We start from the raw sequence: 8,454 nt of genomic DNA, 5'->3' as shown, positions 1-8,454 counted from the left end.
AGTGGTCGAAATAACCCGCATCAAAGGGTGGCGGTGCGTCTAAACCGGGGTCTTCCTCGGGGTTCCACCATGTTGGCGGTCCCTCATCGGGGTAAATATCGTCGATTTGCGGTGCTTCGGCTGGCGGCAGTGGCTCGGTTGGGGTGTCAGCCAATAACTGCGTACAGTTATTGTCACAAGTCCTAGATGGCCGAGCTTCGCCCGTCCTGGCGGCGAGTCCTTCGGCCGCGCCGACTAACACCGACTGCGGTTTACGCCAATCGATGATCCACGTCTTGGTGCGTGTGATGACCTTCTTTGCTCCCGCTTCTACCCCCTTCACCACGGCGCAGGCAGCCTCACCATAGCGATTCAATTGGTCGGGGCGGTCTTCCTTCGCCAACGATAGCGGCAGGTCTTTACGACGGGCCAGCGGGCCGCCCAGGAGCTGGCAGAACTGGTGCCAGTCGCCGGTATCCGCTGCGGCGGCGGCTTGGTCAATGATTGTGTCGTCCTGCTTTGCGCCGCGCAGCTTGCGCAGTTCACGCCATAGGGCAACCGGCGGGCCGCCATAGAACTGGAACTGACGCACATGCCATAGGCTGGCCCAGGCGCGCACCTTCTGCGCCCCGGTAATGGTGTCGGTGCCGGCTTCGTAGTCATCACCGAGGGCGATGTGTTCGCCATCATCCCGGCGCTGTTCGCTTTTACCGTCGAGGTTCTTGGTCAGGTATTTGGTGAGGTAAGCGACGGCCCCACCGACGCGGCGACCATCTGCCAGCACCTGGGCGGGGTTCATCACCTGGCAGTTAAAGCGCACGTTGGTGGCGGGCACCTTGTGCCATTTGCCACCTTCCTTGTTCCATACCTTGCCAACTAGCTCGTCGGGATAGGCTTGGCAGGCGTAGTCCTGGAACAGCGCCACAAAGCGCGTAAGGGCCTCGGGTTCGCCAAACAGCATCATGTGCCAGTGTGGGCAGGCGTCGGCATGGGGTTCGGTGGTGCGCAGGCCATACACGTGCAAGCCGCGACGATCCGCTGCTGCACGCACCTTGCCCCAGGTCTGGCACAGGTAATCGTTGGCCTCTTTGGGGGTGGGTTTGCCAGCCGCGACCCAGGCCGGGTTGATGATCTGGTCAAAGGCCCGCTGGCCGCGCTTACGCTTGCCGCTGACGGTCTTGCTGGGGTGGTAGGCACTCGGGGCCGTCACCGTGACGAAGACGGCTGTATGGCCCAGTTCCTCCGCCACCAGCTCAAAGCCTTTGACGCGGGTAATCAGCTCCGCAAAGCGCACACGCGGGTTGGCGACGCTGCTTTGCTGCATGTCGAACAACGAGACTTCATCGCCTTCGTTGCTGGTGGCCAGCGCATGGTGCAGGGCTTCGCTCTGGTCTTTCCATTTGGATTGCAGCAGGGAGAGGGTTTGTTGTGAGACATAGGTATCCGCGCCCCGGCGTACTTGGCCCGCGCTAATGCGGCCTTGTTCCAAGGTTTGCAGGTGGCGGCGCACCAGATTGCGTTTCCATACCCTGCCGTCTTCCAGGCGTTTACCAATCCCTTCCATGGTCACGCCCTGCCGACCGGCTTGTGGCAAGCGGACGTCAAAGCGTGGCGCGATCATGGCGGCGGTGTCTTCAGGCGATAGCCAGGTATGCAGCTTATCGCACAGGGCTGCGCCGTCTTCACCCAGGCGGCACACGTCTATCAACGGCGTGGACGGATGACCAAGGTATTTATCTAGCCGCTCAGACAGGTTGATGAGATCCACTGAGCCCGCAGGTTGTTGTAACCAGTGGCTGACGCGCTGACCCAGCGCATCATGGTCTTCGTTGCGGGCGGCCTCCCATTCGCGTTCAGGAATGCTGCGCAGCTGATGCTTGCGTTCACGGCGTGCGGCCTTGCGTAGGCTGGGTGCGCAGTTGGCAGCCAGCCATTCGGCGTCGGTTTCTACGTGGTAAGCAACAGTTTCCATCGGTTTCTTTGGGCAAGCCGACCCCCTTACGGCCTGTTGAGGTCGTTTAAAAAGGGTGGTGTCGGTGGGTTAAATCAGCAGTGAACTACTCGACAGGCAGTATCAAACGGGGCGAGAGGAGAGGCACGTCATTGCCGTTGTGTGTGTGCGCCACACAATAGAAAGTCGGATTTAGTAGGGTATTTAGTGCTAGACATCGCCGCTCCGTTAGGCATGCCGCCCCCCTTACGGCCTGTTACGGTCGTTAAAAAGGGTTGAGTCAGGGGTTGATCAGCAGGTTGGTAACTCGGCTTGCAGTATCGGGCACGACGGGATCGGAGGCACGAAGTCGCCATTGTGTGGCGTGCTCACACAATCCGGGTTGCCTGGGTGAGGTCTGGCGCGGTGGTTTCACCCTTGTGCGCGCGCTCGTATCCCCGCCACGCCCGCGCACTTAATAGAGCGTTTTTTATGCAGCTGCATGAGAGGTCGAAATCCGCCTCAGTACTGGCGCGGAATGGGGTTTATGGGGTGCAAAACATCATGCGAATTCATGCACTCTAGGCATGCATTTCCATGCAATGGGCGGATAAAGGGGCAATAACCGGCCGTTAACGACGCGGTTTCCCTGACAAATTGCCTCAATGGGGGGCGAAAGACGGGTAGCAGGGGGTCGGATTCGGCGTTTTAGGGGGGTGATGGCACCCCGAAATTGTGTGGTGTGTTCACACAATGGGGTTTGCTCGTCGAGGTGGCACGGGGTCGGGATACTGGCGGCATGCGTTCAACAACGCCTCATCTGGTCCAGTCGGATACGGATGAACCCTAAAGAAAGACCCTGAGCAATGACACAACTTACCCCCGCTTACGACGAAGCCGCCAATGACCTGGCGTATGGCGACAGCTTGCGACACGACCGCTTTATGCGTTTGCCGGAAGTGCTGAGCAAGTGCGGGATGTCTCGTACCGGCTTGTATGACGCGATGCGGCTGCGTGACTTCCCGAAGTCGATTCACCTTGGCTCACGCAATGTGGCGTGGCTGGAATCGGAAGTCCTCGCCTGGATGCAGCAATGCATCGCCCAACGCCAAGCCTGATCCCCCGACTATTAAGGAAACCCTCCCATGTTTGAACATCACCCTGAACACCGCGCCGCCGTTGAAGCGGCGTTGGCTGAATGCCATGCAGCGCGTGACGCCTTCCTGCCTTTGCAAGCGGTTTGTACTGCGTTACGTAAAGAAATCGCGACGCATCAGCAATCGGCCCAGGAAGCAGAAAACGAGGCCGCCCGCCTGAGAGCAGAAAGCAAAGGCTTGCTGCGTAGCTTTACCAGCCATCTAAGCCCGAAGTGCCGGGAACTCAAGGCGCAGGAACGGGCGGCTTATACGCTGGCGGAAGACTGGCGCGAACTGGCCAGTGAACTGGAAAAGGGATTGGACGAAGCCGACGAAGACGCCTCGGTGCAATGGTATCGCGTGGTGAGTGCGCAGAACGCGTTACGCGACTGCTATAGCCAAGCGCTGATTGAGATTGGCCTTAGCCAGTTGCCACCTGCACTTAAGCTGGGCTTCCAATTGCAGGCGGACTGCCTGGAAAGCGAGGGGCGGCATGCCAGCTGGCGTTTGTTTGACGGGTCGAGCCTGGATGCGGCATGGCGCGAGTTAGCGCCCAAGCTGTTGGCGCAATGCAAGGAAGCGGTGGCGATACCGGATGAGGCGATCAGCGCGGGCTTGCAAGTGGCAGACCGTGGTTGTGTGCCGGAACTGACGCCAGCACAAATGCATGTGCGTCGCTTTGAACGCCAGAAGGCGGCAGAAGCAGAAGCGGCCCAGGCATAACCCTTTTTAATACTGACGAAAGTAAACAAGATCATGAGCAAATGGATAGGCGTCGAACTGGAAGGCACACTGGCGGAATACAACGAGCGATTCCCGAATGAACTAGGCGAACCGGTGAATGCAATGCTGTTGCGGGTGCGAGGCTGGTTGAACGAAGGCAAGACGGTAAAGATTCTGACGCGTCGAGCGAAGGCGGGCAGCAGCAATTACGAGGTGAATCGGTGGCTGCGTGAGCAGGGGCTGAGCATGCTGGAAGTGGTGCCGCTGGAAAAAGACATGCAATCGTTCTGGAGTGCGCGTGCGGTGCGGGTGGAATTGAACGATGGGAAGCTCTGCAATGGTTGCCGTAACGCCCCGGAAAACCAGTTCCGTCATCAAGGGCATGGGTATGCCCCGGAGGACTACTACCTAACGGACTGCTAGGGCCTGCCTACCTATATCACGGACGTATCTCTCTTCTTCTTACTCTTATTTAAATAAAAAAGCCCCCTCAACCCCAGCTGCTGCTTGGGGTTCAGGGGGTTTCTCTTTAGCGGCTGACTGCGTTGGCCGGCTTAGCGGGCCATTTCGATTAGCTCGATATCCTTCTTAAGCAGCGCATTGACCAGCGTGGAGAGCGCCACGCCTTTATCGTGGGCCAACTGGCTTAAGCGGGACTGGATGGGCTCATCAAGGTAGACCGGCAGATGTGCGACTGCGTCGGCCCGGTAGAACTTGCCGCGTGTGGCTTTGCTGAAATCGTATTCGTCTTGCATCGGGTTCACCTTTAACGGATAGGGCCTAGGGCTCGCCCTGGTACTGCCGTTCTTCATGCCTGGTAGCGTGTCGCGCTGAAATAATGCGTACATGCACCGTTTCTTCATTCTCGCGCCAAGTATGTACAGCCACCACCAGCTTGCGGCCCTCGACCTGACCGAGGGTAATCCAGCGTTCTTCGTGGGTGCTGTGCGCTTCATCAAACAGCGTCAAAGCTAAGGGATCGTTAAACACCAAGGTTGCTGTTTCGAAATCGAGGCCGTGCTTCTTGAGATTGGACGCTGCTTTGGCTGGGTCCCATTCGAACAGCAACTGCATGCACTTCCTCCTTAGCTGCTCAAGGTTTTTTACTTATGGTGGTCTTCTGCTTGGCGCTTGAGTTGCCCGCGTTCTATGAACGCATCTAGCAACTGTAACGCTTGGCGTTTCTCTGCTGGTGCGAGCTTCTCAATAGCGAGCAGTCTTCTGCGCAATCGGCTATCACCATCTTGTTTGACCAATCGGCGCTTACTGCTGCGACCGAATAGTTCGTCGATGGATACCCCTAATGCGTTTGCAATACTCGGCAGTAGATTGGCTGGCGGTGTGGCCTGTGGGCTCTCGTAGTAGGCCACCATACGCTGGGAAATACCTAGTTCAGCAGCTAATTCAACCTGAGTGAAACCAGCTGCTTTGCGTAACGCAGCTAAGCGTTCACCGAAGTCGCTAGTGGTGGCTATTTGCTCACCGGATTGAATGCGCTTGCCCATTGAAGTCGTCCCGAAGTGATGGGGCAAGTCTACGAATGGTAAGAGATGCATGGAATACTCTGGCTTGACGAATATACACTGGGTGTATAGTGTGCCGTACCTTAGATTGTTTAGCAATCGGATGTATATATTGCGCATGAAAAGGATTGTTTATGGCCCGCATCCCGGACACAGAAATCGAACGCTTGAAGGCCGAGGTGTCATTGGTTCGCCTGATCGAGGCGGATGGCATTACGCTACGCAAGCAGGGGAAGGATTACGCGGCCTGTTGCCCCTTCCATGAAGACGACAAACCCAGTCTGGTAGTGACGCCAAGTAAGAACCTGTTCCATTGCTTTGGTTGTGGTGAAGCAGGTGGCCCCATCGACTGGGTGATGAAACGACGCAATATCAGCTTCCGGCATGCGGCGGAATGGTTGCGGACGGGCTTAGGGGACCGCAGCCAGGAACCGGTATTAACCCCTTCTTCCTTAGCTGCTTCGCCTGTTGCTGAGTCGCCCATGGTGGATGCCGCCGAGCGCCAGACCTTGTTAGGCCGGGTGCTGGCGTATTACCACGACACGCTCAAGCAAAGCCCCGAGGCGCTGGCCTACCTGGATAAGCGGGGTTTGAATCACCCTGAGTTGATTGGCACCTTCCAGCTGGGCTACGCCAACCGCACGCTGGGCTACCGGCTGCCAGACAAGACCCTCAAGGCGGGCATAGCGGTGCGTCAGTCCTTGCAGACGGTGGGTTTGTTGCGCGGGAGTGGCCACGAGCACTTCAACGGTTCGCTGGTGGTGCCAGTGATCGGCCTCAATGGTCAGATTCACGAAGTCTATGGCCGCAAAATACGCACTGATTTGCGCGCAGGTACAGCGGAACACCTCTATTTGCCGGGTGAGCATGCCGGGGTATGGAATGAAGCCGGACTGGCGGCAGCCGGGGGCGAAGTGATCCTGTGCGAAGCGTTGATCGACGCCATGACCTTCTGGGTGAATGGTTTGCGCAATGTGACGGCCAGCTATGGGGTGAATGGGTTTATTGATGACCACCTCGCTGCCTTCGAACGGCACGCGGTTAAACGGGTGCTGATTGCCTATGACCATGACGACGCTGGCGATAAGGCCGCGCGGGCCTTGGCAGAACGGTTGCAGGCACTGGGTATCGATTGCTGGCGTATTCGCTTCCCGCATGGCCTGGATGCCAACGCCTATGCCCTGGCAATGAAACCGGCGCATAAAGCCCTTAGCCTGGTGGTGCGTAAAGCCGAATGGATGGGCTTGGAAGATGCGCCAAGCGAAGGTAGGCAAGCCCTGGCGGCGATGGCCTCCCGCGTCATGGAAGGGCCAGCGGCGGCCTCCCTTCTTCCCTTAGCCGCTGATGTGTCGGTTGTGACGGCTGGGGCGGTGCCGGTAACGCCAGCGGTTGCCGAGTTACCGGCCAGCCCGGTACCGCCTGCGCCGCATTGCGACCTGAGCGCCGAGGTGAGCGAGCGGGAAGTGGTCATGCAGCTGGGTGGGCGACGTTGGCGGGTGCGGGGGTTGCCCAAGAATCTGGCGGTGGGGGTGCTCAAGGTCAACCTGATGGTGAGCGAGGGCGATGAGTACCACGTTGACACGCTGGACCTGTATGCAGCCAGGGCGCGTAGCCAGTTCCTGCAACAGGCCGCCGTCGAGCTGCGAGCATCAGCGGATACCCTCAAGGCCGAGTTGGGCCGGGTGTTGCTCAAGCTGGAGCAGGTGCAGGACGAGGCCATCCAGCAAGCCTTGATGCCACAAGCGCCGACGATGCCGACCATGAGCGAGGAAGAGCAGCAAGCGGCACTGGCGCTATTACAGGCACCGGACCTGTTGGGCCGGGTGCTGGCGGACTTCGAGCAATGCGGCATTGTTGGCGAAGCGACCAACAAGCTGACGGCCTATTTAGCCGCCACCAGCCGCAAGTTGGATAGGCCGCTGGCGGTGGTGGTGCAATCGTCCAGCGCAGCGGGTAAATCCAGTCTGATGGATGCGGTGCTGGCGTTTATGCCGCCGGAAGAGACGGTGCGCTACTCCGCCATGAGCGGGCAAAGCCTGTTCTACATGGGCGAGACCAATCTCAAGCACAAGATACTGGCGATTGCCGAAGAGGAAGGCGCAAGCCGTGCCAGCTATGCCTTGAAGCTGCTGCAATCGGATGGCGAGTTGACGATGGCCAGCACGGGCTCAGACGCCAATGGCAATCTGGTGGCGCAGGAATACCGGGTAGAAGGCCCAATGAGCCTGTTCATGACTACCACGGCCATCGACATCGACGAAGAATTGCTCAACCGCTGTCTGGTGCTCTCGGTAGACGAAGGGCGCGAGCAGACGGCGGCGATTCATCGTCGGCAACGGGAACGGCGCACGCTGGAAGGCTTCCTGGGCAAGGAAACCAAGGACGCCGTGCTGGCGTTGCAACGTAATGCCCAGCGTTTGTTGCGCCCCTTGGCGGTGGTGAACCCGTTTGCGGATCAATTGACCTTCCTGGATGACCGCACGCGGACGCGACGCGATCATGAAAAGTATCTCTCCCTGATCGACACGATTGCTTTGCTGCACCAGTACCAACGCCCGATCAAGACCTTGGTGGTGGGAGATCGGCAGATTGAGTACGTGGAAGTGACCCCGCAGGACATCGCACAGGCCAATAAGCTGGCGCATGACGTGCTGGGGCGCAGCCTGGATGAGTTGCCACCCCAGACCCGTAAGCTCTTAGCCTGCGTTCAGCAGCTGGTGCGCGAGCGCGCCGACACGACGCAATTAGGGGTGCAGGACATCCGCTTCAGCCGCGCCGAGGTGCGTCACGCCAGCGGGCTCTCCGATACCCAATGCCGCCTACATCTGGATAGGTTGGCCGCCCTGGAATACCTGCTGGTTCATCGCGGTAGCCGTGGGCAAAGCTTCGAGTATGAATTGCTGTTTGATGGTGATTTAGCGACGCACAGCCCGCAATTGGCCGGGTTACTGGATGTAACCCAGCTGATGGCAACAGGTACGACAGCCAGTTCGCGGGGGGTAGACCCCCAGTTCGCGGGGTCAACGCGGCCCCAACACGGCCCCAACGCGGGGGGTGTGCGGCGTGCTGATGCCTGCGAATCGCCAGACGCCACCAGGGTTTTAGCGGAGACGCCCGTTTCTGACGACGAAATAAGGGTGGGGGGGTATGCAAACACCTTTGA

8 protein-coding genes are annotated in these 8,454 nt (G+C 58.9%); 4 read left to right on the top strand and 4 right to left on the bottom strand.

The annotated features are described in order from the left end of the window. Positions 1–1,951: replication endonuclease (locus ACUHMQ_RS19540; RefSeq protein WP_445297134.1), on the bottom strand; the 1,951-nt coding region annotated here is incomplete at its 3' end. 824 nt (positions 1,952–2,775) lie between these two features. On the opposite strand from ACUHMQ_RS19540, the gene ACUHMQ_RS19535 reads away from it, so the two are divergent. The 3 genes from ACUHMQ_RS19535 to ACUHMQ_RS19525 are packed head-to-tail and all read left to right on the top strand — an operon-like array spanning position 2,776 to position 4,191. Further along, positions 2,776–3,027: an AlpA family transcriptional regulator gene (locus ACUHMQ_RS19535; RefSeq protein WP_445297133.1), complete on the top strand. Its 252-nt coding sequence runs from the start codon at positions 2,776–2,778 to the stop codon at positions 3,025–3,027. Between the two features lie 27 nt (positions 3,028–3,054). Continuing rightward, complete coding sequence (locus tag ACUHMQ_RS19530; protein WP_445297132.1) at positions 3,055–3,768, top strand: hypothetical protein; 714 nt, start codon at positions 3,055–3,057, stop codon at positions 3,766–3,768. Between the two features lie 33 nt (positions 3,769–3,801). Beyond that, complete coding sequence (locus tag ACUHMQ_RS19525; protein WP_445297131.1) at positions 3,802–4,191, top strand: hypothetical protein; 390 nt, start codon at positions 3,802–3,804, stop codon at positions 4,189–4,191. A 131-nt stretch (positions 4,192–4,322) separates the two neighbouring features. Here the strand turns inward: ACUHMQ_RS19525 and ACUHMQ_RS19520 are convergent, their stop codons facing one another. From ACUHMQ_RS19520 to ACUHMQ_RS19510, 3 genes are read right to left on the bottom strand one after another with little or no spacing between them, the layout of a single operon-like run. Beyond that, entirely contained in the window at positions 4,323–4,523 is a 201-nt protein-coding gene (locus ACUHMQ_RS19520; protein WP_445297130.1) for a hypothetical protein, read from the bottom strand. A 25-nt stretch (positions 4,524–4,548) separates the two neighbouring features. Further along, complete coding sequence (locus tag ACUHMQ_RS19515) at positions 4,549–4,842, bottom strand: BrnT family toxin (protein WP_445297129.1); 294 nt, start codon at positions 4,840–4,842, stop codon at positions 4,549–4,551. Between the two features lie 29 nt (positions 4,843–4,871). Continuing rightward, positions 4,872–5,324, bottom strand: a complete 453-nt coding sequence (locus ACUHMQ_RS19510; RefSeq protein ID WP_445297128.1) for a helix-turn-helix domain-containing protein — start codon at positions 5,322–5,324, stop codon at positions 4,872–4,874. Positions 5,325–5,425: 101 nt separating this feature from the next. On the opposite strand from ACUHMQ_RS19510, the gene ACUHMQ_RS19505 reads away from it, so the two are divergent. Further along, positions 5,426–8,454 (top strand): CHC2 zinc finger domain-containing protein (locus ACUHMQ_RS19505; protein ID WP_445297127.1); only part of this gene is annotated, 3,029 nt, incomplete at its 3' end.

The sequence above is a fragment of the Chitinimonas violaceus genome (genome assembly GCF_052601015.1).
This window is presented reverse-complemented; position numbering and strand designations above follow the sequence as displayed.

Coding starts and splice junctions, on each gene's coding strand:
- ACUHMQ_RS19520 (WP_445297130.1), bottom strand. CDS start 4,523: ATGCAAGACGAATACGATTTCAGCAAAGCCACACGCGGCAAGTTCTAC.
- ACUHMQ_RS19525 (WP_445297131.1), top strand. CDS start 3,802: ATGAGCAAATGGATAGGCGTCGAACTGGAAGGCACACTGGCGGAATAC.
- ACUHMQ_RS19530 (WP_445297132.1), top strand. CDS start 3,055: ATGTTTGAACATCACCCTGAACACCGCGCCGCCGTTGAAGCGGCGTTG.
- ACUHMQ_RS19535 (WP_445297133.1), top strand. CDS start 2,776: ATGACACAACTTACCCCCGCTTACGACGAAGCCGCCAATGACCTGGCG.
- ACUHMQ_RS19510 (WP_445297128.1), bottom strand. CDS start 5,324: ATGCATCTCTTACCATTCGTAGACTTGCCCCATCACTTCGGGACGACT.
- ACUHMQ_RS19515 (WP_445297129.1), bottom strand. CDS start 4,842: ATGCAGTTGCTGTTCGAATGGGACCCAGCCAAAGCAGCGTCCAATCTC.